The 22549-nt window shown below is 45.8% G+C and carries 21 protein-coding genes; 9 read left to right on the forward strand and 12 right to left on the reverse strand.

Annotated elements, in window-relative coordinates; all coding sequences use genetic code 11:
• Positions 1-80: 80 nt before the first annotated feature.
• On the reverse strand, positions 81-200 hold the full coding sequence (locus NZD81_RS13280) for a PhrC/PhrF family phosphatase-inhibitory pheromone (RefSeq protein ID WP_014665774.1): 120 nt from the start codon (positions 198-200) through the stop codon (positions 81-83).
• Positions 184-1329: a response regulator aspartate phosphatase gene (locus NZD81_RS13285; RefSeq protein ID WP_069838498.1), complete on the reverse strand. Its 1146-nt coding sequence runs from the start codon at positions 1327-1329 to the stop codon at positions 184-186. Before NZD81_RS13285 ends, NZD81_RS13280 begins: the two co-directional genes overlap by 17 nt.
• Positions 1330-1558: 229 nt before the next feature.
• Between NZD81_RS13285 and NZD81_RS13290 the strand changes: the two genes are divergently transcribed.
• Both NZD81_RS13290 and NZD81_RS13295 read left to right on the forward strand, forming a co-directional pair.
• Complete coding sequence (locus NZD81_RS13290; RefSeq protein ID WP_136653887.1) at positions 1559-2914, forward strand: YncE family protein; 1356 nt, start codon at positions 1559-1561, stop codon at positions 2912-2914.
• 39 nt (positions 2915-2953) lie between these two features.
• The gene (locus NZD81_RS13295; protein WP_095432265.1) at positions 2954-4330 is read left to right on the forward strand and encodes a YncE family protein; all 1377 of its coding nucleotides are present in this window, start codon (positions 2954-2956) and stop codon (positions 4328-4330) included.
• Between the two features lie 5 nt (positions 4331-4335).
• On the opposite strand, the gene NZD81_RS13300 is transcribed toward NZD81_RS13295, so the two are convergent.
• From NZD81_RS13300 to sboA, 9 genes are read right to left on the reverse strand one after another with little or no spacing between them, the layout of a single operon-like run.
• Complete coding sequence (locus NZD81_RS13300) at positions 4336-5037, reverse strand: bacteriocin biosynthesis protein AlbG (RefSeq protein ID WP_289860770.1); 702 nt, start codon at positions 5035-5037, stop codon at positions 4336-4338.
• Complete coding sequence (locus NZD81_RS13305; protein ID WP_289860772.1) at positions 5034-6314, reverse strand: M16 family metallopeptidase; 1281 nt, start codon at positions 6312-6314, stop codon at positions 5034-5036. The genes NZD81_RS13300 and NZD81_RS13305 overlap by 4 nt, the downstream gene beginning before the upstream one ends.
• Positions 6315-6318: 4 nt before the next feature.
• Positions 6319-7479 carry an antilisterial bacteriocin subtilosin biosynthesis protein AlbE gene (gene albE / locus NZD81_RS13310; RefSeq protein WP_289861007.1) on the reverse strand — a complete coding sequence of 387 codons (1161 nt, stop codon included), beginning with the start codon at positions 7477-7479 and terminating at the stop codon, positions 6319-6321.
• The gene (gene albD, locus NZD81_RS13315) at positions 7469-8779 is read right to left on the reverse strand and encodes an antilisterial bacteriocin subtilosin biosynthesis protein AlbD (protein WP_136653884.1); all 1311 of its coding nucleotides are present in this window, start codon (positions 8777-8779) and stop codon (positions 7469-7471) included. Before albD ends, albE begins: the two co-directional genes overlap by 11 nt.
• Entirely contained in the window at positions 8772-9491 is a 720-nt protein-coding gene (locus NZD81_RS13320; protein WP_040081524.1) for an ATP-binding cassette domain-containing protein, read from the reverse strand. Before NZD81_RS13320 ends, albD begins: the two co-directional genes overlap by 8 nt.
• Entirely contained in the window at positions 9488-9649 is a 162-nt protein-coding gene (gene albB, locus NZD81_RS13325) for an antilisterial bacteriocin subtilosin biosynthesis protein AlbB (protein WP_003222006.1), read from the reverse strand. Before albB ends, NZD81_RS13320 begins: the two co-directional genes overlap by 4 nt.
• 12 nt (positions 9650-9661) lie before the next feature.
• On the reverse strand, positions 9662-11008 hold the full coding sequence (gene albA / locus NZD81_RS13330) for a subtilosin maturase AlbA (RefSeq protein WP_071581776.1): 1347 nt from the start codon (positions 11006-11008) through the stop codon (positions 9662-9664).
• 24 nt (positions 11009-11032) lie between these two features.
• A complete protein-coding gene (locus NZD81_RS13335; protein WP_080478285.1) occupies positions 11033-11185 on the reverse strand; it encodes a bacteriocin biosynthesis protein in 153 nt (50 codons plus the stop codon).
• Complete coding sequence (gene sboA, locus NZD81_RS13340; RefSeq protein ID WP_003222002.1) at positions 11142-11273, reverse strand: subtilosin A; 132 nt, start codon at positions 11271-11273, stop codon at positions 11142-11144. The genes NZD81_RS13335 and sboA overlap by 44 nt, the downstream gene beginning before the upstream one ends.
• A gap of 311 nt (positions 11274-11584) precedes the next feature.
• Between sboA and NZD81_RS13345 the strand changes: the two genes are divergently transcribed.
• The 4 genes from NZD81_RS13345 to fnr all read left to right on the forward strand — a co-directional run bounded on the left by NZD81_RS13345 (position 11585) and on the right by fnr (position 15817).
• Positions 11585-12013, forward strand: a complete 429-nt coding sequence (locus tag NZD81_RS13345; protein WP_040081525.1) for a YwiB family protein — start codon at positions 11585-11587, stop codon at positions 12011-12013.
• Positions 12010-13680, forward strand: a complete 1671-nt coding sequence (argS, locus tag NZD81_RS13350; RefSeq protein WP_069838507.1) for an arginine--tRNA ligase — start codon at positions 12010-12012, stop codon at positions 13678-13680. The genes NZD81_RS13345 and argS overlap by 4 nt, the downstream gene beginning before the upstream one ends.
• A 134-nt stretch (positions 13681-13814) precedes the next feature.
• Positions 13815-15002: a nitrate transporter NarK gene (narK, locus tag NZD81_RS13355; protein WP_069150503.1), complete on the forward strand. Its 1188-nt coding sequence runs from the start codon at positions 13815-13817 to the stop codon at positions 15000-15002.
• 98 nt (positions 15003-15100) lie between these two features.
• Positions 15101-15817 carry a fumarate/nitrate reduction transcriptional regulator Fnr gene (gene fnr, locus NZD81_RS13360; RefSeq protein ID WP_014665760.1) on the forward strand — a complete coding sequence of 239 codons (717 nt, stop codon included), beginning with the start codon at positions 15101-15103 and terminating at the stop codon, positions 15815-15817.
• 31 nt (positions 15818-15848) lie between these two features.
• Here the strand turns inward: fnr and NZD81_RS13365 are convergent, their stop codons facing one another.
• On the reverse strand, positions 15849-16568 hold the full coding sequence (locus NZD81_RS13365) for a YwiC-like family protein (RefSeq protein ID WP_136653881.1): 720 nt from the start codon (positions 16566-16568) through the stop codon (positions 15849-15851).
• Positions 16569-16711: 143 nt separating this feature from the next.
• Between NZD81_RS13365 and arfM the strand changes: the two genes are divergently transcribed.
• From arfM to narH, 3 genes are all read left to right on the forward strand, one after another.
• Positions 16712-17188: a Crp/Fnr family transcriptional regulator ArfM gene (arfM, locus tag NZD81_RS13370; RefSeq protein WP_014665758.1), complete on the forward strand. Its 477-nt coding sequence runs from the start codon at positions 16712-16714 to the stop codon at positions 17186-17188.
• Between the two features lie 214 nt (positions 17189-17402).
• Positions 17403-21089, forward strand: coding sequence for a nitrate reductase subunit alpha (locus tag NZD81_RS13375; RefSeq protein ID WP_282373765.1), 3687 nt, complete (start codon positions 17403-17405; stop codon positions 21087-21089).
• Positions 21079-22542, forward strand: a complete 1464-nt coding sequence (narH, locus tag NZD81_RS13380; protein WP_136653879.1) for a nitrate reductase subunit beta — start codon at positions 21079-21081, stop codon at positions 22540-22542. Before NZD81_RS13375 ends, narH begins: the two co-directional genes overlap by 11 nt.
• The last annotated feature ends 7 nt before the right edge of the window (positions 22543-22549 follow it).

A 22549-nucleotide genomic window follows, 5' to 3' on the forward strand; every position in this document is an offset into this window, starting at 1 on the left:
TCAAGATTATTGAAAGAATCATAGCATGGATTGGGAGGATGGGTAAAGAGGGGACAAAAAAACCGCCGATGGACGGCGGTTTAGATCATGGCGCGCTGCGCAACATCAAAATGTTCTGTTGATGAATTTGATACTTCGACTGTGATAAATACAGCACTCACAGCTAAACAAGCGAGTAATAATTTATACTTCCATTTCATATAAATTCACCCCCCCTTGAATGTGCTGTCTTGCTTCTTCAACCTTTAAAAAGTAATGAGATGCTTTTTTGTAATTTTCCTGTTGATGATAATATTTAGCAACATCAAGTGCGAAGTCCTCGATATCTGCATACATCATTTTACCTTCAAGAAAAACAAAACATTTTTCTATCCGTTCCTCATCCGGTCCAGACAAGTATAAAGATTCCAAAAATTCAAACTCCGTTAGATACACGGTATCTCCCGCAGCTGCAGAATACTCTTTTCCTTTTTTATGATATTCACAGGCGTTATCAATCTTACCTAATTTAAAATAAATTTGTGTAATTAGGAAAAAAGCTTGTGGCAGTGAAGGGAGCATTTTAGATCCTTCAAATACTTGAATAGATTTTTTTACATACTCTATCGCTGATTCAAAACTGTTTTGGTTTTGCTTGCAGAGTGCTATGTTATAAAGAGTTCTTCCCATTAATTGCGGCTGCTGCTCTGCTTCTGCAAGTGTAAAGGCTTTTTGAAAATGGGCAATTGCTTTTTCGTATTGTTTTAAATCCAAAAAGTTGGCTCCGAATAAGGACTGACATTGAATCATTCTGATATCATATGTAGTCTGTTCACTGTATATTTCGAATGCTTGACGTGCATAGTCCATGGAGACATAAGTTTGTTTCATATAATAATAGACTTCTGACATTTTGAAAAAGAATTCCGCTTTATCGATTTTGTCTTTCACAAAAACCAGTTTGCTCTCAGCTTTTTTAAAGAATTGAATGGCTAATACATATTCACGGCGATCCAGCTCATACATGCCTCTAAAGAAATTAAAATAATACTCAAGCAGACCAGTTAAACGAGCCTGTTTTTTATCAATCTCAAGCAGCAGATCAGACAGTCTCGGCTGTTCCTCAATCCTCATTTTTTCTAACGGTTCAAGGTACTCAAGCATCAGGTTGTGCCGGAATTCCATCAGTGAATAGTACAAATGAAGGTCTTGGTCTTCTTCCATTTGATCCAGCTCTTGCTTGATTTCTCGTCGCAAATATTCTGCATCGGGGATGCTGAATCGGCGTATGTACATATACCATTCGTTAATCTTTTCTCCGATGGAAGAAGAAGATATGACACCTGTCACGTTTGTAAATCCCTCCCTTCATTATTCTATATATGTCATATTTTATCATCTTCATTCTTGTGAGAAGCGCAAAAAAACCGCAATGTTTTCTTTCGTTACACCGCATATCAGAGGGGATTTTTTCAAAAAACCGCTTTTACCCTCGGCAATTTGTACAAGCAAACAGATTCACCTTCCATATTCTGTTATATCTGCGTGAGCAGTGTATGTCTGAAAAGGAAGTGAAGGTATGAGAAAAAACAAGCTTTCCTTTAAAGAAAAAGCAGAAGCCGCACAAGAAGAATGTTTATGTTTTTGTGAGGAAGAAGCAAGCCGCGAGACCATATTTCAAGCACCGATTGAATTACCTGAAGGGTTTGTCGTTGATCCGGCTGAAGCTGTTGCAAGTGTCACGTGGAATGCAGACAGCCTTTCCTGTGTCAGTGAACGATGCTTAATTCAAACGGGGCCTGAGCCTGATGAGATCGGTGTTCAATTTGCAGTGCGCCTGCAGGGAACTGTTACGCTGCTCGTCAGTGTCTCACCTGTGCGAAATCAATATGGACAAGGGGATGGGGCTGTTTCCGTCATTCACAATGCAGAGATCGATCAAGTCGTCTATTATTCCGATGAACCGGAAGATTGCCCGGATATCAGTGACATCACGATCGAAAACCTTGTTGTTGTTCCGCCCTTTTACGGCAGTCCTTTATCGGTGACGGGGACGATTGTGCTTGTACCGGAGCCGGAGCCTGTTTATGCATTTACAGCGAATCCAAATGATCAATCAGTTTCTGTGATTGATACAAACACTCATGCCGTTGTGACAACGATTGCTCTTCCATATAGGCCGACAGATATTGAAGTGACCCCGGATAAAAGCGCTGTGTTTGTTTTGCACTTCAACAACAATGTGATTTCTGTCATCGATTATGACACATTAACAGTGACAGCATCCATAATGCTGGATCAGCCGCCTCGATCGATCAAATTTATCCCTAATCATGAGTTTGCTTATGTTTTCGCCGGTACTGCAATTTATGTGATTGGAATTGATACGCTGGCTGTTGATAGGTCGATTCCTGTAGAAGGGTTTGATGTTGCAATCGACCCCAATGGGTTATTCGCCTATGTTCTTAATTTTGGTTTAGTGCAAAAAGTGGACCTATTCACTGGTGAAGTCATAGGAACGATTGAACGAGATCTTATCGTATCATCCATAGAAACAGATTCTCTGGAGAGGTATGCGTATGTGTTAGAACAAGAATTCTTATTCAATTATTTGACGGTTATTGATCTAAATACGTTTACGATCAGCATTACCCAAGAACTGGAGCCTGACGGCCAATATGCAATGTTTACGAGTGGATCAGAGGTGTATTTACACGACAGCTTCACTGGCAATTTGTATTCTGTCAGTCCGAATGGAGCAGGCGTTATAGGAAATATTCCGCAATCGGCAAGAGACTTTGCGTTTACTCCGAATGGCGAATTTCTGTATGCAACCCATTTTTTAGAGCAGAACATCACTGTTTACAACACGGATGATTATTCTGTGGAAACTATCATATCTCTTGGGGTTTCACCGGGAGTTATTGCGATCTAATCAACTGAATGCTGTGCATTTCTAAAAGGACGTGAAATCATGAAAAAGAATGATCTTTCTGCTTTACAGGAAAATTGTTTCTGTTTTTGTGATGAGGAAATCGGCCGGGAAGTGCCGTTTCAAGTGCCTATAGATATCCCTGAGGGCTTTAAGGTTGATTCGGCTGAAGCGTCAGCGGCTGTTACATGGAGTACAGACAATTTGTCCTGCACCAGTGAGCCTTGCTTAATCAAGACTGGGCCTGAAACAGAAGATATCGGTGTTCGATATGCTGTGAGAGTACAAGGGACCGTTACTCTTCTTGTCAGTGTGTCGCCTGTGCGAAATCAATATGGACAAGGCAATGGGGCGGTTTCTGTGATTCATTCTGAAGAGATTGACCAAGTTGTTTATTATGCAGCGCAGGCTGGCCGCTGTCCTGATTTTAGTCAAATAACAGTGGAAGACCTTCTCATTGTACCGCCTTTCTACGGCAGTCCGCTTACGGTGACCGGTACACTTGTTTTACCGCCATCACCAGACCCTCAATCATATGTGTTTACTGCTAATACTGGAGACAGCACGGTTTCGGTTATTGATGCAGATTTAAACACGGTAGTAAAAACAATCCCTTTTTCTGACGTGCCAACTAATCTAGGCGTTACTTTCGATAAAGCATTCACGTATGTCCTCCATGGGAATACCAACCTTGTCTCAGTGATTGATAATAAAACATTGAGTATCATAAATACCATTACTGTTGGAGGAGGGCCGAGAAAGATCGAATTTGATTCAACAGATGAGTTCGCGTACGTGATGGCCGCCGGATCTATATATATGATTAACATAGCCTCTCAATCGGTCATTGATGTCATTCCGATACCCGGCGCGTTAGACTTTGCTCTTGATCCGGATGGACAGTATGTCTATACCGCTAATGCAATCAGTTGGTCGGTTGATAAATATGATGTAAGTACAGGTCAGTTGGCAGAAAGTATCATCGATTCATTTGAATTCCCCAGTTTAATTGCAACTCCTTACGCTGGAAATTTTGCGTACGTGTTGAATGGTGAGCTGTGGCCGAAAGGTGTAACGGAGATCAGTCTGTCACCATTAAGCAGGGGAAGCGAATTTAACCGTTTATTTGAAACTCTGAGAACGATTGTATTTTCTTTAGACAGCACTAGAGCTTATTTTCTAGAGCCTTATAGTGAACCGTTTCTCATAAAAAACTTATCCGTAGTTAATACGGCTAGACAGAGAATCATTGCAAACGTGTCTCTGCCCGGCGCCTTTGACCTCACCGTAACGCCGGACAATCAGTATATTTATGCGGCACAGCCCAACGACAATGCTGTGACCGTGTACCGCACGAGCGATTATACAGCTGTGACGGTGATTCCGGTTGGCGCGGGTCCGTCTGCGATTGCAATGTAGAAGCTTTATAGTTCGAAAGAAGCGGGGCGGCGATCAGAGATGTGCTTATATATTGATGATCCGATCTGCTGGATCGCCGCTACGATGATCAGAAACAGCAGTTCACTTATAGTGAAACTGAGCATCCACCATATCCCGGCTGCTGCAAGCGCTCCCGCAAGCACTTTTCTGAACAGGCTGCCGTGCTGCAAAAGCTGCAGCAAATACGTTCGCATGCAAAACAATAAATACAAGATCAGTAACAGCGCAAGCCCCATTGAAACGGCAGGGGGCGTGTAAAGGCGGAAAGGGACGGCTTTGACGATTTCGAACATGCAGCCGAATATGACGACTTGGCATAATACAGCAGCCATCACGTATGTTTGGCGGACGTTTTTATAGCTGTCACGCAGCGATTTGACGTCTTCTGCATAGCGGCTGCACAGGTTGTGTTGCTGAAAGTCACAGCAGCTTTGATGAGACTGTGTGAGTTTCTGAAAAGCTGCTGTCATGTTTTTCACGGATTGGGTGACATAGTGAAGATAGAGAAAAGCAGGCAGCATCAGGACGGCGGCGGTACAAGCCAGCAGTCCGAGCCGCACGGCATCACTGTTGATCATCTGTACATATTGGGCGGCGGATTCGGCGGCGGCCTGAACCAAGCCGAAGGAATAAGCCGCCATACCGACAAGCAGCAATAACAAGGTAAAGACAGTGCTTTTTCTCATTGTTTGATCGCCTCTTTCTGGGAAACATGAATGATCGCTTTGTTAGAAGATGCCAATGCATCAATGAGAGACAAGAAAATCTGCGTATCCATATCTTGAATGATGTGGTACATGTCAAGAAACGAGCAATCGCTCCTGTCACACTCGGCCGCCCATTCGAAGCATTTACGCACATAATCGCTGTCATAAATGATCGCGTCAGTCAAAGAGTTCTTGCCGTATTGAAGCCAGGACGCAACCTGTTCTTTCTGCTGCGTGACATAGTATGATGCGACATCAATATAAGCTGAAGAATGGGTCCCTTGACTGTGAAGGATCAAGAAACCGCCATCCTCATATATATGTGTCTCGGCTGACAAGCGATCGATTTCCAGGCGATACGTTTGCTGAATTTCTTGAAAAAATGGTGAATCTAATTGAAATAGAATACGAGACGCGATATCCCAATAAAGCTTTACGGTCAATAGATCGTTTTGCTCGGGAAGTGCGCCGATCTGTAATCCGGTCCATGTATCTTCCATCCGCTCCTCATCACCCAGCACCATTTTTTGTGAAAGGGGTGGAGGGCACGCCGGGATGATTTTCTTTTTAGCTTGATCATGCGGACGCTTCTGCAGCTGAAGGTGAGGAGGTAAAAGCATTTCCGTATCTTCTGAACCCCCAATCAAAAACAGCGTCATCCGATGGGCTTTGTAGGCGGCTTTGTAGGCTTTTTGTAAATCACCGATGTTCAGCGCGTTAATATCCTCGATTCTGCCTGCGGGGAAAACGGCAGCAGGTGAGGCGGGAGAAAGCATGCTGATCAGCTGATAATGATATGAGAGCTGATGGTTAAGGTGTGCTGTTTGAATTTCGCTTGTAATCACAGCTTTTTCCTGAGCGACAATCTTTTTGTCAAATGAGTGGTTCCATAAAGCATCAAGCAGGATGGGGATCGTTTGTCTGAGCCGATCCGGTAATGAGGTAAACATGAAATTGGTATCAGTGTAGGTAGTGAATGCGTTTAAAAGCGCGCCATTCGCAAAAAAATCATTGTACAGATTGCGGCCATTATGCCAGAAGAGAAGGTGCTCTAAAAAATGCGCTGTGCCATACGGGAGCAGCGTGTCGCCGGATTCTGCCTGTAAGCAGACATCACGGCTTCCGAAATCGATTTTCACATTGCACAGGCGTAGATGGGCGCGGGGGAATTTCAATCTGAATATTTTCAGTCCGCTGTCTGTGTATCTGATATCGGTTCGTTCATCCAGTTGTTGAAAAAAGGCTTTCTTTTCCATCTCTTCATCCCCTTACTACATGAGCTCCGATATAATTGATAGTCGCTATGAATTGCAATACATCACGGCACGTTACCGCTGAGATGCCATCCAGCAAGGCTTCTTTCGTGCAGGAGAAGCGGCGAAGAATCCCCATATAGGCCAACAGACCTTCGGGAGAATCGAATTGCAGCAGCATTTCATTCCGTAAAAATTGCTTTGCCTGTTCCAGTTCCCGCTCATTCGTTTGAAAAGCTGAGACAGCTTCCAAAACGCGCGGAGGTATATCCTTTTCATGAAGCTGATCCGTACATATAGAAACAAGCAGCAAATTGTTCATGACATCGTAACGGGTGATGACGTGATAGACTGCCAGATCCTTCTCTCGGAAGTGCTTGAATAAAGCGGAATGGCCGTACTTTCCCAGTAATCCGTCTATTAGCTGGATTTTGATATAATCGCTGGCATCTTTCATCTCTCCGCAATCAAATCCGAGTGTTAAGACGGAGGGACCTGCAGCGCTGCGTGTCTCTGTTTCAAAAACATGCCGGTTCACGGGTATTCTTCCGGACGTTACAGCGGACGTTTGCGGGGCATGTCCCTGAGCATCACATGCTTGAACTTGTCCCAATATGTTCAGCTGTTTTTGCTGGGACATTAAATCAACGATAAAGTCCGCTGCGTCAAGAAACCGTTTAGGATGAATCGCCTTTATCCTGTCTTTCCGGCCAAACATGCCTGTGCCGTACATCGGGTTTCCGAAGACCTCCTCAGCCAAGCGCGCTGCCGAGTAGGAGAAGGGATCAGTGAATTTCTTTTCGATTTTCAGCAGCAGCTCATTCCGTGCTTTTTCAACGGCTTCGGGTGAAAGGGAAGAAGGGAAAGACATGTCTGCAAAAGTTTTCATTAGGGCGTCAACATGAAGATTCCCGTTATACAATGGGTGAATCAAACGGGTCCCGCAGGTTTTCAGCTGCTGATCAAAAAAGAGATTCGCCGAGTACATGAAACGGCTGCCGGCAGCATAACCGAAAGCGTCAATGATTTGCTCCTTCAGGTATGCGGCGGCGCCGTAAAAATAAATTGTTTCTTCCTCAGGTTCCGCCGCGCTTTCGATCGGTTTCAGAAAGCTCGCGGCGATTGAAATAGTTGAAAATTGATGAGTCTTCAGCAGGTTAACTTCCAAGCCGTTCTCTTTTGCTTGTATCAAAGAAACCACCATCCTGTTTTTGCAGGTAATAGACTATGATCAGACCGGCTATCGGAACGACCGCCAGGGAGACAGCGGTGCCGGCTAATGTGGCTAAGAATAGGGGAAGACAAAACAGATAAGACCGATATTTTGAGAAACCGCTCCATAGCTGCTGCTCCGTCTGCCAGCTGAAAAAGGGCCTTTTTTCATCCGCGGTTAACCTGATAAACGCTCCCGCCAGCAGCAACTCAATGCACTGCAAAAAAGTGAGAGTTGAAATCGGACGGCCGCTGATGAAACCCACAATGATCGCGACAAGGAGAAATCCGCCTGCCAATAGACCGGCATAAAAGCGATATTTTGCCCAAAACATTGTTTTCCGCTTGATCGGAAGCGTGATAAGCAGCATCCGGTCGTTTTTTTCAATCGAATACAAAAGAGCGATCGGTGAGCTGATGAGCAAAAGGGCGGAAATCACGATATAAATCACTTGCTGATTGAAGATGCCGGTGTTCATCATCTGGAACGAAAAGAATCCGCTGAACGCCGCCATCACCGCGTAATTTAACAGCATCGCTTTAGAAGAGATAAATCGGTTCCATTCTCTTTTGTAAAACGAAAATTCAGATCGCCGCAAAAATGAATGCATCTTGCTCTGCTGCGGAGGCGCCTGCAGAAAGACAGGAAAGTCAATGACCACCGCCCACAGGATATGAACCGCGCAAAGCGGGATCGTGGCGGCCGGCATAAAAGCGACGCTGAGGCATACACAGGCGAATATCGCCGCATGCAGCAGAAACATCCAGTTCTTCTTTTTGGCGAAATAGTTGCTTAGCACAACTCCGAAAATAATGGAGTAAACGGTAAAAAACGAAAATCTGCCGAGCCAAAACAATGTTTGCGCTCCTGACAGCGTTCCGTTTCCAAATAAGAACAGCGGTAAAATGAAAAAGAATAATGTTCTTCTCAAACAAGTGTCGACAAACAGAACGACACTCTGGGCAACCCAAAAGCTCCGTGAAGAAATCGGCAGCAGGCAGCTCAGCTTCATATAAGATTCCTTCCATTGAGATGTCACAGAAAGAAACACCATATACGCATTCATCAAGAGAAGCGCGAGTATGATATACGTTTTCCCTAACACCGATTCGTTAATGCCAGCCTGTCGGATCAGCCCGATCTCAAACACAGCCAGAATGACAAGGCCTGCGGCAATGCGGATGGCATCCTTTTTCCCTTGCCGGCTGTAAAGCTGTTTGAACAGCAAAGACATGATGGGGATTATGCTATTCATGGCCGATCACCTCAAAAAATTCCCGCCGCAGATCGGTCTCCTCTCCAATCGGAATGACCTTTTGGATCTGTTTGTTGTGAAGAATGGCTGCATAATCACAAAATCTTTGCACGACATCAAGCAGATGAGAAGAAAACAAAATGGTTCCGCCTGCCTCACAGTACTCGCGCATTTTCTCATAAAAGACCTCTATCGATTCCACATCCAAACCGACGAGTGGCTCATCCAAAATAAACAGGGGAGCGCGCAGCAATAAGCCTGTCATCAACACAACCTTTTGCCTGTTCCCCAAGGACAGCTCTGAAATTCTCCTGTTGATGTATTTTGAAAAATGAAAGGCCTCGGCCAAACCGGCAAACTGCTGCTCTGAAAAATCCTTTTGGTAAAGCGAATGGACGAAAGACACATAGTCCTTCGCCGTAATTTCTGTAAACAGCAGCGGATAATCGGCGGCGAAGTAACGGTGAATCTTCAGCTGATCTGATGTTTTCTGGGGCATGCCGGCCTCCGCTTCAATTCCGCACAGTGTAAAGCGCCCGCTGAAGTTGCGGTTCACGCCTGTCAGCGTATTAATCAGTGTCGTTTTTCCGGCGCCGTTTACCCCAAGCAGGCCGTAAACGGCGCCTTTTTCTAAATGTAAATCCACTTGTTCTAAGATGACGTTGTCCCGTTCATACCAAACGGATACATCGTGTATATCCAAAATGCTCATCGCGAGTCAGCCTTCCGCGCGCGCATCCCGAATAGAATGGCAATGGCAATGAAAATCAGCGTAAACAGATAATCGCTTTTGACAAAATAGACGACTGCGCCGATGACAAAGATAAATGAAAGGATATACAGTAAAATTCTTCTTTGTGCTGGTGACAAATCGTTTCCCTCCTAAATAAGCTGGACCACGTCTTCTAATTGTTCGTTTTTCGCCCAAGAGCAAATGTTTTTCCGGTGATATTTGTTAGAGTTCAGCCCTTTTAAGTAACAGCCTCCGCAATAGCCGCTGAACGGGCATTTGTCTTTCATGCAATGCTCGCTGAACCGCGGCGCCTGCGCTTGCCACAGTTTATGGACGAGAGGGGAGTTAAAGATGCTTTCATAGGAATCATGAAAAATATTTCCCAATGAAAATTCCTTTGGAAAGAGGGCGCACGGACGTACTTCGCCGAACGGGCTGATCACAATGGACTTCCAGCCAGCGCCGCAATTTGCCGCGCGTTTTCTCTCATAGGGAATAATCGGAATTAAATCTTTAAACTCATCAATTACATTTTGCTCGTATTCCATAAACTTGCGGTGCTGCTCGGCGTCTTTCGTTGGATGGACAATATCCCTGCCTCTTCCGAAATCATCAACCCAATTGTAAGAGAACGCCTTCGCTCCAAGATCCCGAACCTTTTGGGCCATATCGTGGATTTCCCACATGTTTTTTTCGAAGACGGACATGGCGACTCTGACAAATATACCGTGGTCACTCAACAATTTTATCGTTTTACAAGTTTGGGCAAAAGAGCCTTTTCTCCCTCTAAAGGAGTCATGAACCTCGGAATTGACACTATCAAGAGAAATGCCGACGATGATTTTTTGCTTGTACGTTTTCAAAAGCTCCAGGCTCTCTTTTCGCATGAGTGTTCCGTTCGTTAAGACAGCGACTTTTTTGAACTTTTTACACACATAGTCAAGAATCTCATTGGCGTTTGGATGGACAAAAATTTCCCCGCCCGTGATTTCGCATGTCAATACACCGTTATCAAACAGCATATCAGCCGTTTTTTTGAATTGCTCAATCGACACGGTGCCGAGCGCTTCAGGCGAGCTTTCCAAATAACAGTGGGCGCATTTCAAATTACAGCGGTGCGTCAGCTCAAATGTGGCGTGGAGCGGCATTGGAAATTCATTGCTTCCGCTCGTGGTGATTGTATGGCGTTTGGCCCGGTTGCCAAGCTGGATGACCTGCTTGTTTTGGAGCATGTTGAGCATGTCGTAATACCAGTCTTTATGGTCTTCGGGAGATTCGTCATACACGGCACATTGCTCAGCTAAAATCTGTTCAGCTGTTTTTTGGCCATCCATGCGCATGCAAAGCTCGTAAGCCGTTTTGTTGAGGTCCAAGTACTCAAAGTCAGAAATGGAGACATTATCGCGCAAGTAGTCGATTTCTAACACGCCGCCCTCCGGAAGCTGGTGAACTCTTACACTTTCATTAATAAATGGATACATCTGCTCTTTAAACAAAATACCATCCCCTATATCTATGATTCAAATGAAAAACGATTGTGTATGTATATACAAGAGGTAGATTTTAGTTAAAAATTGTAATTTACTTAAAAAGGGCATAGTAGAAAGACTATGCCCTTTTTGGAGAACCTTATCCCCATAGACCGAATAGGCCTGTTGCACCGGCAATTTCAAAATCAGGGATTGGGCCGTCCACTAAACAAGCGGCTCCGATCGAGCATGTTGCACAACCTTTATTTTCTACAATGACAGCTTTTTTCATAATTGAATCCTCCCTTTTTTTGTTTTTCTAGCAGATCTATGTTGTACTTTTATCTTAAAACTATCAAATTACTAATTCAATACATATATTTTGAAAAAAATGTGAAATGGAAATGATAGATTTCGGAAAAATGTAACATTTCCTAAAGGTAATTAGTGATATGATTTTCTCTTCTATTAAGGAAATGCTTTTTATGAGGTTTATCTTCAAATCTGATGAGCAATGATGGTAAGATAGAAGCAGTTGAAGTTTACAAACCGAATGATTATACTATTCAAGTCAAAGTGGAATGATGAAAAGGACGTGTCAGAATGAAGCAAGAGACACCGATAACACTCCATGTGAAGTCTGTGATTGAGGATGACGGAAACCAAGAGGTCATCGAATTCCGCACCACCGGATTTTACTATGTAAAACAAAATAAAGTGTATCTATCTTATTATGAAGAACACGACTTAGGCAAAGTCAAAACGATTGTGAAAGTAAGCGAAGGCGAAGTCCTGGTCATGAGGTCAGGCGCTGTCAAAATGAATCAGCGTTTCGTAACGGGAGCTTCCACAATTGCTAAATATAAAATGTCATTTGGTGAGCTTGAGCTGAAAACAAGCACAAAATCGATTCAATCTGATCTCGGTGAAGAAAATGGCCGTATCAGCATCGCATATGACATGCATGTCGGAGACGAGCAGGAGCATTTACATAATATGACGATCACGTATGAGGGAGGAACTCACGCATGAACATTGCGGAACAAATGAAGGACGTGCTGAAAGAAGAAATCAAAGCGGCCGTTCTGAAAGCGGGACTGGCTGAAGAAAGCCAGCTTCCTAATGTCGTTTTAGAAACACCGAAAGATAAAACACACGGCGATTACTCTACAAATATGGCGATGCAGCTGGCGAGAGTCGCAAAAAAAGCGCCGCGCCAAATCGCTGAAGAGATTGTCGCTCATTTTGATAAAGGGAAGGCTTCGATTGAAAAACTGGATATCGCCGGCCCGGGTTTTATCAATTTCTATATGAACAATCAATATTTAACAAAGCTGATTCCGTCTGTACTGGAAGCAGGGGAAGCATACGGGGAAACGAACATCGGAAACGGTGAACGAGTTCAGGTCGAATTCGTATCAGCGAATCCGACGGGAGACCTTCACCTCGGGCATGCGCGCGGTGCGGCTGTCGGCGATTCCTTGTGCAACGTGCTTTCAAAAGCGGGTTACGATGTAAGCCGCGAATACTACATTAACGATGCGGGAAACCAAATCAACAATCTGGCGCTTTCTGTTGAAGTCCGTTACTTTGAAGCGCTCGGCTTGGAAAAACCGATGCCGGAGGACGGCTACCGCGGCGAGGATATTATTGCGATCGGAAAGCGTCTCGCTGAGGAATACGGCGATCGTTTTGTTAATGAAGAGGAAAGTGAACGCCTCGCGTTTTTCCGTGAATACGGCCTGAAATACGAGCTGGATAAGCTGCGCAAGGACTTGGAAAACTTCCGTGTGCCGTTTGATGTGTGGTATTCCGAAACGTCTCTGTACCAAAACGGAAAAATCGATAAGGCGCTTGAAGCGATCCGCGAAAAAGGCCATGTCTATGAAGAAGACGGCGCGACTTGGTTCCGCTCTACGACGTTTGGCGATGATAAAGACCGCGTATTGATCAAGAAGGACGGCACGTACACGTACCTGCTTCCTGATATCGCGTACCATAAGGACAAGCTTGACCGCGGCTTTGATAAGCTGATCAACGTTTGGGGCGCCGATCACCACGGCTACATCCCGCGCATGAAAGCGGCAATCGAAGCGCTGGGCTATGAAAAAGGAACGCTTGAAGTAGAAATCATTCAGCTCGTTCACCTTTACAAAAACGGCGAGAAAATGAAAATGAGCAAACGGACCGGTAAAGCCGTAACGATGCGTGATTTGATTGAAGAAGTAGGCTTGGATGCCGTGCGTTACTTCTTTGCGATGCGCAGTGCGGACACACATATGGATTTTGACTTAGATCTTGCTGTATCAACATCTAACGAAAACCCAGTGTATTATGCACAATATGCGCATGCCCGTATTTGCAGCATGCTTCGCCAAGGGGAGGAGCAGGGACTTACACCTGCGGCAGACCTTGATTTCAGCCATATCCAATCAGAAAAAGAATATGATCTGCTGAAAACGATCGGCGGCTTCCCAGAGGCAGTGGCGGAAGCAGCGGAAAAACGAATTCCGCACCGTGTCACAAACTATATTTATGACCTGGCTTCCGCTCTGCACAGCTTCTACAACGCAGAGAAAGTCATCGATCCTGAAAATGAAGAGAAAAGCCGCGCGCGCCTGGCTTTAATGAAGGCAACGCAAATTACGCTGAACAACGCGCTTCAGCTGATTGGCGTATCGGCTCCGGAAAAAATGTAATGATGATGTAAGGACAAAGTCTTCGGGCTTTGTCCTTTTTTTATGAGGAAAACGTGTGATGTATTTCACAATCCTGTTTGCCGAGTTTTTGTATGATAAGACTGATTATTGAATCATTGAAAGGGGCAAGCCAAATGATCAACCGTCAACACATTCAATTATCGTTACAGTCATTAAGCTTGGTGGCAGGGTTTATGGTTTGGGTGCTGATTTCATCACTCATTTCCCAAATCACATTAGATATTCATTTAAGCAAGGGCGAGATTTCTTTGGTGACGGCGATTCCTGTGATCCTCGGGTCGCTTCTCCGCATTCCTTTAGGGTATTTAACGAACCGGTTTGGCGCGCGGCTGATGTTTATGATCAGCTTTATCTTGCTTTTGTTTCCTGTATTTTGGATCAGTATTGCGGATTCTTTGTTTGATTTAATCGCCGGCGGCTTTTTCTTAGGGATCGGGGGAGCGGTATTCTCCATTGGGGTGACCTCTCTTCCGAAATATTATCCGAAGGAAAAGCACGGTGTCGTCAATGGGATTTACGGTGCGGGAAATATCGGCACAGCCGTTACGACATTTGCGGCGCCGGTTATCGCTCAAGCCGTCGGGTGGAAAGCAACCGTGCAGATGTATCTGGTTTTGCTGGCTGTCTTTGCCTTACTGCACGTTTTGTTTGGCGACAGGCATGAGAAGAAGGTCAAGGTTTCTGTAAAGACTCAAATCAAAGCCGTTTACCGAAATCATGTCCTATGGTTTCTGAGCCTGTTTTATTTTATTACGTTTGGTGCCTTTGTCGCCTTCACCATCTATTTGCCGAACTTTCTGGTGGAGCACTTTGGACTGAGTCCGGCGGATGCCGGTTTGCGGACGGCTGGCTTTATTGCGGTCTCTACGTTGCTCAGGCCTGCGGGCGGATTCCTGGCTGATAAAATAAGCCCGCTCCGCATCTTGATGCTCGTTTTTGCGGGGCTTACATTATCAGGCATTATCTTATCGTTCTCGCCGACAATCGGCCTTTATACGTTTGGGTCATTAACTGTGGCGGTCTGCTCAGGTATAGGAAACGGGACGGTTTTTAAACTGGTGCCTTTCTATTTTTCGAAGCAAGCGGGGATTGCAAATGGTATTGTGTCTGCCATGGGCGGATTAGGCGGTTTTTTTCCTCCGCTGATATTGGCGAGTGTATTTCAGGCAACAGGCCAATATGCGATCGGATTTATGGCGCTTTCAGAGGTGGCGTTAGCCAGCTTTGTCCTTGTGATCTGGATGTATTGGCAGGAAAGAATGAAAACGCACACGGAGAGAAACAGTCAGAGCATCAACTAACACTGGAGCATTCACAAGATTGTTAGTTTTTTCTCGATGGGTACAAATCAATTCACGTTACAATAAACACACAACGTGACTTTCTTCGAGGTGAGCTCATGAATTTTCTCTCTGTTCGACCATCTGATAGTGATCTTATATCCAGTGATCTGCATGAATTGCTGGAATCGATCAGCACGAAAAGAAAAATGGAAAAACACACGTATTTGTTTCGAGAAGGAATGGATGCAGAAGAGCTTTATCTGATTCAATCAGGACTCATTGAAATCGGCAAGCTGACATCTGACGGAAAAGACCTGACGCTTAGAATCTGCCAAAAAAACGATATCGTCGGTGAATTAACACTTTTCACTGAAGAACCGAGGTATATGCTCAGTGCAAAAGTGCTAGAGGATGGCGAGGTGCTCGTCATTAATAAAAATAAGCTGGAAAAAGAATTAATCCAAAACGGCGCTTTGACATTTGAGTTCATGAAATGGATGAGCACCCATCTCCGGAAAATTCAGTCCAAAATCAGGGATCTGCTTCTTCACGGCAAAAAGGGTGCGCTCTATTCCACCCTTATCCGCTTATCAAACAGCTACGGAGTGGAGCGAAGCGACGGCATTCTGATTAATATTGTCCTGACAAATCAGGATTTGGCAAAGTTTTGCGCGGCTGCACGGGAAAGCGTCAACCGTATGCTCGGAGATCTCCGCAAACAAGGGGTTATTTCGATAGACGAATCTGGAAAAATTATTTTGCACAAGCGGGACTATTTGCGGTGTGAAATTGAGTGTGAAAATTGTCCGCTGGAGATTTGCAATATTGACTGAAAAAAACAAGGACAGCGGTGTCCTTGTTTTTTTACCTTGTCATAAAGAGGCACATGACGGCAAAAAAGAAGCAGGCGTTCACGATTTCCAGAATGCCAATCGTTTTCACAGGCCAATCCCTGCCATGAAAAAACCATGCCCGCAAGCTGCTTGGGATAAAAGCGAGAAACGCCCATCCAGCTCCGAAAAGAGCGGATAAAAAGGGGAGCAGCAGGTGATATCCCCATGACCAGTATGCAAATGCCCTGTTTTTTCTCTCACGGATCACCGATTTCACATAAAAGGAACTCCCGATAAAAAATAAAGCAGACTGCAAGAAAATAAACCAAGCCCAGCCGTCAAGGGTTCCCATCCCCAGCCAGCAGCTTGCAAGACCGCCCGAACAAAAGAACAAAACACCTGCAACATCATTCAATAGGGCTCGTTCATTTTTTCGGCGGGCAAAATACATATGGATGAGAAACAGCGGCAGTAAAGAAACGCCAACCCAGATGAGAGGCGGCTTATGAAAGACCGAGATCATCAAAAAGCAGCAGGCGGGAAAACCGTAATAACACATCCACTTTTGATATGGTTTGATTTGTTTCTTTTTTAAGGCAAGTGTAACGGGATTAACCGCTAAGTATAGGAAAAGCCAGCCAAGGAAGAGCGGGATATGCCAAATAACGGGGCCTCCCTTGACTATGCCTAGTAAAAATGGGATCAGCAGCATCGCCCATGCGCCGTGCTGCTTCGGAATCAGCGCTTTCATCGAAACCCTCCTTTTTTCTTTCATTATAAATGCAGTCACCCTCCTGATAAGTGACATTCATCATACAGGCTGTGAAATACATCACTGCTGTACAGGCTCAGTCGAGCTACACTAAAGCTATCCTTAGCACAGGAGGCTTTCTTATGAATCAGTGTGACTATTTATTATTTCTGAAACAACTTCCCATGTTTAATGAAGTGCCTCTATCTATTGTCGAAACCTTGCTGAAAAACGGCACGTTTATCAGCGGCTCATGTGATCAAACTCCATCCTTTCTTCATTCACAATCTGTTTATATTGTATTAAAAGGCAGTGTCCGTTTTATGGACACCAGGCTCCCTGAAGGGTCGAAAACCGTTGCGCTGTGGGAAAAAGGCGATGTGTTTCCGATTGATGAAAAAGGCGGGCTTTATTTATCGCCTTTTATCACAGTCAATGCCACTTCAGACATTCTGATTCTCAATATCCCTTATTATGTATTTAAAAAAATGATGTCTTACAATCCGCAGTTGCAAATGAACTTTTTAGCCATGCTTCAGCAAAATGTTTTTTGTTCCTATCAGTTATTTTTGCGGTATTTGCATACATCACAAGACGAAAATGCTGAGCCCGGTTCTTAAATAGAGCCGGGTTTTTTGATCTTTGAATGAAAGGCGGCTCATGATCAGGCGTGTTGCAAACGCGGCCTTCCTCACATCCTGTGAAAATCCTTCCTTCTCCTTTGTGTGAACATTTTGTGAAAAAAGCAGAGTGTGTGACATAGTTCACAAGGGAACACGCTGTCTCTGTTTATAGTGAACTTAGCACCACCTGACTCGGAAGGAGTGAACTCTCATGAAGAAAAAGAAAATGAGTCCGTTGTTTAGGAGATTGAATTTTTTCTCTCCTATAGAACACCATTCAAATAAACATAGCCAAACCACCCGCGAAGATCGCGATTGGGAGAATGTATACAGAAACAGATGGCAGTACGACAAAGTCGTTCGCTCCACCCACGGCGTTAACTGCACGGGGTCTTGCAGCTGGAATATTTATGTGAAAAACGGAATTGTCACGTGGGAAGGACAAAATTTGAATTACCCATCAACAGGCCCGGATATGCCTGATTTCGAACCGAGAGGCTGTCCGCGGGGGGCCAGTTTTTCATGGTATATCTACAGCCCGCTCCGTGTGAAATATCCATACGTGCGCGGTGTGCTGATCAATTTGTGGCGGGAAGCATTGCAGACGCATCAAAATCCGCTGGATGCCTGGAAATCGATCGTCGAAAACCCTGAAAAAGCGAAGTCCTATAAACAGGCGAGAGGGAAAGGCGGTTTTGTTCGTGCTGAATGGCCGGAGGTGCTGAAGCTGATTTCAGCCTCTCTGCTGTATACAGTGATGAAATACGGGCCAGACCGGAATGTCGGCTTTTCTCCGATTCCGGCCATGTCCATGATCAGCCACGCGTCAGGCTCCCGGTTTATGTCGTTAATCGGCGGCCCTATGCTCAGTTTTTATGACTGGTATGCGGATCTTCCGCCGGCGTCCCCGCAAATTTGGGGTGACCAGACGGACGTTCCAGAAAGCAGTGATTGGTACAATTCAGGCTATATCATCACATGGGGCTCCAACGTTCCGTTAACGAGAACCCCTGACGCGCACTTTTTGGCGGAGGCCCGCTATAAAGGCGCTAAGGTCATTTCGATCAGTCCGGATTTTGCGGAATCCTCAAAGTTCGCGGATGACTGGCTGAGTATCCGCCAAGGGACTGACGGGGCGCTTGCGATGGCCATGGGTCACGTCATTCTTCAGGAATTCTACGTGAACCAAGAAACTGAACGTTTTATTGAGTATGCGAAGCAATACACTGATTTTCCATTTCTCGTCACCTTATCAAAAGAAAATGGCGTATACACAGCGGGCCGGTTTTTGCATGCGAAGGACATCGGGCGGCAGACAAAGCATGATCAGTGGAAGCCCGCGGTCTGGAACGAACAGACAGGGGCATTTGCCATACCGCAGGGGACAATGGGTTCCCGCTGGGACGGGAAGCAGAAATGGAACCTGCATATGATTGATGAAGAAACAGGAGAAGCGATTGAACCCCGTCTTTCTGTGCTCGGAATAGAGGATGAAATCGGCACGGTGCGCATCCCGTATTTTTCAAATGACGGAAACAAAGTGCTCGAGCGGGATCTTCCTATTAAAAAAATGAACCTGAACGGTGAAGAGACGTACGTCACGACCGTGTTTGACTTGATACTGGCTAACTACGGCGTAAATCGGGGCATCGGCGAACAACAAGCTGTCTCCTATGATGATCCTGAGCCGTTTACGCCTGCCTGGCAGGAACAAATGACAGGAATCAAAAAAGAAGCTGTCGTTAAGATTGCCAGAGAGTTTGCTCAAAATGCGATCGATACAGACGGCCGGTCCATGATTATCGTAGGAGCCGGCATTAACCACTGGTTCAACTCCGACACGATCTACCGAGCAGTGTTAAATCTTGTTTTGCTTGTAGGCGCCCAAGGCGTAAATGGCGGAGGCTGGGCCCATTACGTGGGGCAGGAAAAGCTCCGACCTGCTGAAGGGTGGCAGACGATTGCAACTGCAAAGGACTGGGAGGGCGTGCCCAAGCTGCAAAACGGCACTTCATTTTTCTACTTTGCGACAGATCAGTGGCGTTATGAGGACCAGCCGATCAGTGATTTGGCATCACCGATTGCTGCGTCTTCCCGCTACAAGCACCACGCTGATTACAATGTGCTAGCGGCGCGGCTAGGGTGGCTTCCGTCTTACCCGACTTTCAATCAAAATGGCATCGATCTGTATAAAGAAGCTGAAAAAGCAGGGGCAGCAACATCTGAAGACGTAGGTGCGTACGTAGCCTCACAGCTCCAAGAGAAAAAACTGAAATTCGCGATTGAAGATCCTGACAATGAAGTGAATTTCCCAAGGAATCTCTTTGTATGGCGGGCAAATCTGATTTCAAGCTCAGGAAAAGGGCATGAATATTTTCTCAAGCATTTGCTGGGGACGACGAACGGTTTAATGAATGACGACAGCGACAGCATCCGCCCAGAAGAAATCAAATGGCGGGAGCAGGCGCCTGAAGGAAAGCTCGACTTATTAATCAATCTTGATTTTCGAATGGCGGGTACGGCGCTGTATTCCGATATCGTGCTGCCGGCGGCGACATGGTATGAAAAACACGATCTCAGCAGCACGGATATGCATCCGTTCATTCATCCATTTGCTCCGGCGATCTCGGCTCCGTGGGAATCGAAGTCAGACTGGGATATTTTCAAGGCGCTGTCAAAAGCCGTTTCCGATCTGGCAGAAGAAGTCGATTTGGAGCCGGTGAAAGAAGTGGTTGCGACGCCGCTCCTCCACGACACCATGCAGGAATTGGCCCAGCCATTCGGCAAAATCAATGACTGGAGCAAGGGCGAATGTGAAGCAATTCCGGGAAAAACGATGCCGAACATCCAAGTCGTTGAACGGGATTACAAACACATTTTTCATAAAATGACCGCACTCGGTCCTAACGCTGCTTTAAAGCCGAGCGGAACAAAAGGGATGAGCTGGTCAATAGCCGATGAATATGAATCACTCAAAAAGAGACTGGGAGAAATCACCTCAGACAGCGTGGCAAAGGGATGTCCAAATATAAGTGAAGCAAAGCAGGCGGCGGAAGCGATTTTAACTCTATCATCCACTTCGAATGGAAAGGTCGCCGTAAAAGCATGGGAATCACTTGAAAACATCACAAACCTGAAGCTGAAAGACCTGGCGGAAGAGCGCGAGGAAGAATGCTTTACGTTCGAACAAATTACAGCCCAGCCGAAAACGGTCATCACATCTCCGGCGTTTACCGGCTCTGAAAAAGGCGGACGCAGGTACTCGCCGTTTACGACGAATGTGGAGAAATTAATCCCGTGGCGAACGCTGACAGGCAGACAATCCTATTATGTCGATCATGAACTGATGATGGAATTCGGTGAAACGATGGCGACATTTAAACCGATCCTCCAGCACCGCCCGTTTCTAAGCAAGCGGCCTGATCAAGAGGGAAAAGAAATCGTCCTTAATTATTTGACGCCGCATAACAAATGGTCCGTCCACAGCATGTATTTTGATTCCCTGCCGATGCTGACGCTGTTCCGCGGCGGGCCGACCGTATGGATGAATAAAGATGATGCAGAGGATACGGATATCAAAGACAACGATTGGATTGAATGCTTCAACCGAAATGGCGTAGTCGTCGCGAGAGCCGTTTTGTCTCATCGGATTCCTAAAGGAATGGCGTTTATGCACCATGCCCAGGACCGCCACATCAACGTGCCCGGCACGAAACTGACGAATAACCGCGGAGGCACCCATAACAGCCCGACAAGGATTCACGTCAAGCCGACACAGATGATCGGGGGCTACGCCCAGCTCAGCTACGGCTTTAACTATTACGGCCCAACGGGGAATCAGCGCGACCTGAATGTCGTCATCCGCAAGCTGAAGGAGGTCGATTGGCTTGAAGATTAAAGCGCAAATCGGTATGGTCATGAACTTGGATAAATGCATCGGCTGCCACACGTGCAGCGTCACCTGCAAAAACACGTGGACAAACCGTTCCGGTGCGGAATATATGTACTTCAATAATGTAGAAACAAAGCCGGGCATCGGCTACCCGAAGCAATGGGAGGACCAGGACAAATATAAAGGCGGCTGGACATTGAAAAAAGGAAAGCTCGAGCTGAAATCAGGCTCGAAAACAAACCGGCTTGCGGGCCTTTTCTATAATCCGAACCAGCCGACGATTGATGATTACTATGAACCTTGGAACTATGATTATGAAACATTAACGAACAGCCCGCAGAAAAAACACCAGCCAGTGGCACGCCCGAAATCGTCCTTGACAGGGGATTTCATGAATATCGAATGGGGGCCGAACTGGGAAGACGATCTCGCAGGCGGCCACATAACGGGACTTGAAGATCCAAACGTGCAAAAGATGGAGGAATCGATCAAAACAGAATTCGATGAGGTCTTTATGATGTATCTGCCCCGTATTTGCGAGCACTGCATCAACCCGGCGTGCGTTTCATCCTGTCCGTCCGGCGCCATGTACAAACGCGAGGAGGACGGCATTGTGCTTGTGGATCAAAACGCATGCCGTTCATGGAGATATTGCGTCTCATCGTGTCCTTATAAAAAAGTCTATTTTAACTGGCAAACGAACAAAGCGGAAAAATGCACACTCTGCTTTCCGCGTTTGGAGGCGGGGCTGCCGACTATCTGCTCCGAGACGTGTGTTGGCAGAATCCGCTACCTCGGCGTCATGCTGTATGACGCGGACAAAGTGGAGGAAGCGGCATCTGTTGAAAATGAAAAGGATCTCTACCATTCCCAATTGGACGTTTTTCTTGATCCGAATGATCCTGAGGTTGCCAAACTGGCAAAAGAACAAGGCATTCCGGCTGAATGGATAGAGGCCGCGCAGCAATCACCGATCTATAAAATGATCATTGACTGGAAGATCGCGCTGCCGCTTCATCCTGAGTACCGCACGCTGCCAATGGTGTGGTACATTCCGCCGCTCAGCCCGATTATGAATCTCTTTGAAGGAAAAGGCAGCCGGCAAACGGCGGAAGATATTTTTCCGGCTATCGACCAAATGAGAATCCCGATAGATTATTTGGCGCAGCTGTTAACAGCCGGTGATACGGATCATATTCGGTCAACATTAAAGAAAATGTCTGTCATGCGCCAGTATATGAGAGCGGTCCAGACGAATAAATCAATCGACCCGGAACTGATCTCCAGTGTCGGCTTAACAGAACAGCAAATTGAAGATATGTATCGGCTGCTTGCGATTGCCAAATATGATGACCGCTTTGTGATTCCGAGCAGCCATCGAGAAGAAGTATCAGATTTATACGCTGAACAAGGAAGCTGCGGCTTATCATTTTCAGGCGGCCCCGGCTCCTGTTTCTAACTTTTGA

Source organism: Bacillus sp. B.PNR1, assembly GCF_030386235.1.
Classification (GTDB): Bacteria; Bacillota; Bacilli; order Bacillales; family Bacillaceae; genus Bacillus; species Bacillus stercoris.